2 protein-coding genes are annotated in these 1,815 nt (G+C 62.9%); both read right to left on the bottom strand.

Going from position 1 to position 1,815, the window contains the following annotated elements; all coding sequences use genetic code 11:
• A partial coding sequence (locus EN964_RS33335) for a TIGR04295 family B12-binding domain-containing radical SAM protein (RefSeq protein WP_127277359.1) occupies positions 1 to 995 on the bottom strand: 995 nt, incomplete at its 3' end.
• The coding region (locus EN964_RS33330) for an NAD-dependent epimerase/dehydratase family protein (protein ID WP_127277357.1) at positions 992 to 1,815 on the bottom strand (824 nt) is incomplete at its 5' end. The genes EN964_RS33330 and EN964_RS33335, both read right to left, overlap by 4 nt.

The raw sequence follows: 1,815 nt of genomic DNA, 5'->3' as shown, positions 1-1,815 counted from the left end.
GCATCGACGAGCAGCGCGGCGAGTTCCTCGGTACCCAGCCGGCAGCGCTTGGCCAGCATTGCCCGACCTTCGACGGTCAGGCTTTCGAGGCCGGCCTCGATCGAGACGCAGCCCGCGGCGCCCAGCAATTCCAGCAGTTCGGGCTTCCACAGATCGATGCGGGTCTGTACGCCGAATTTCACGTCGCGATCGACCAAGGCTTCCAGCAACGCTTTTTGCGGCAGGAAGATCTCGTCGATGAAGTAGATGTAGCCGACACCTTGGGCAATCAGCCGATCGATCTCCGCCACCACCGCTTCATGGTTTCGACGGCGATAGGCATCACGGAAATCGATCTTGGCGCAGAAACTGCAGTTATAGGGACAGCCGCGCGATGCCTCGACTTCCGCACCGAACCCCACCTGATTGTCATCGAACCTGTGATGGTGGTGCGAATGGGCTGCGATCCAGTCCGCTGGCCATTCGAGTGGCGGATGATCGACAAACGAGCTGGCGTGGACGCCTCCGTTCGAAACCACCTTGGCATCCCGCAGATAAGCGGTTGAGGGCACGGCGCTCCAATCATCGCGCCGGGCAAGCTGCTCGACGACTTCTTCACATTCGCCGCTCACGACGATGTCGACGCCGAGCTTGCGCAAGGTCGGCGCCGGCGTCGCCGAGCCGTGCGGCCCGACCGCGACCGTGCGTCCACCGCGCCCGGCGAGACGGTTGAGGAAATCGGCCGGCACACGCAATTCCGGCGGTGCGCAGCGCCAGAACAGATAGGTCGGGGCGGTACTGACGACGGTCATAGCCGGGGCGAAATCAGCCACCCGCTCGCAGAGACCGGAATTATCGAGCCTCTGCAACTGCCCATCCAGCATCAGCACCTCATGTCCGGCGGCTTCGAGCAGGGCCTTCGAATAGCCGAGTTCCAGCGGCAGATGTGGTTGGCGGCAGCCGAAATAGATGCTGTCGTCGTAGGTCCAGAATGGGTTTACCAAAGCGATTTTCATGCGACGTACCTCACGGCTTCAGGGCGAGGCTCGAGCCGATGGCGCTGCAGCCAGTCGGCGAGGTCGCGGACGCCTTCGCGCCATGAAACATGGGCCATCCAGCCAAGCGCGGTTTTGATCTTGCGGGTGTCGGCGACGAAGAAGGGCTGGTCGCCCGTGCGTTCCCCATCGTGGCGGATTGAAAGCTCATGGCCGGTCAGGCTACGGATCTCGCTCAACAGCCTGCGCAGGCTGACCGCATTTTCCGGGCCGCCGCCAAGATTGAATGCCTGGCCTTTGGTGGTCTCGATGCGATCGAGCACGGCCCTGTAGGCGGCGACGGCATCGGAGACATGCAGGATATCGCGCACTTGCCTGCCGTCGCCGTAAATGGTGATTGGGCGTCCCGTCAGCGCGCTGAGCAGGAAGTGTGCGACCCAGCCCTGGTCCTCGGTTCCGAACTGGCGCGGTCCATAGATGCAGCTCATCCGCAGCACCGCCGTCGGCATGCCGTAGGATTTGGCATAGTCGAGCACATACTGATCCGCCGCGCCTTTGGAGCAACCGTAGGGCGTGCAGAAGTCCAGGCCCCGAGCCTCATCGATGCCGTGCGCCTGGATGACGCTGTCGCAAGGCACATAGTGATCGCCGTCCTCGCGGACCGCGACGTCGGGCAGGCTGCCATAGACTTTGTTGGTGCTGGCGAAGATCACCGGGATAAGCTCACCGCTCAGTCGCGCCGCCTCCAGAACGTTGAACGTTCCCCGAAGGTTGATGTCGAAATCCTCGCCTGGCTGGACCAGGCTTGTGGTGACGGCGGTTTGCGCGGCCAGATGGAAGA

Source organism: Mesorhizobium sp. M7A.F.Ca.CA.001.10.2.1, from assembly GCF_003998575.1.
In the GTDB taxonomy this organism is placed as follows: Bacteria; Pseudomonadota; Alphaproteobacteria; order Rhizobiales; family Rhizobiaceae; genus Mesorhizobium.
Note: the sequence above shows the minus strand (reverse complement) of the source record. Positions and strands in the feature narration are given on the sequence as shown.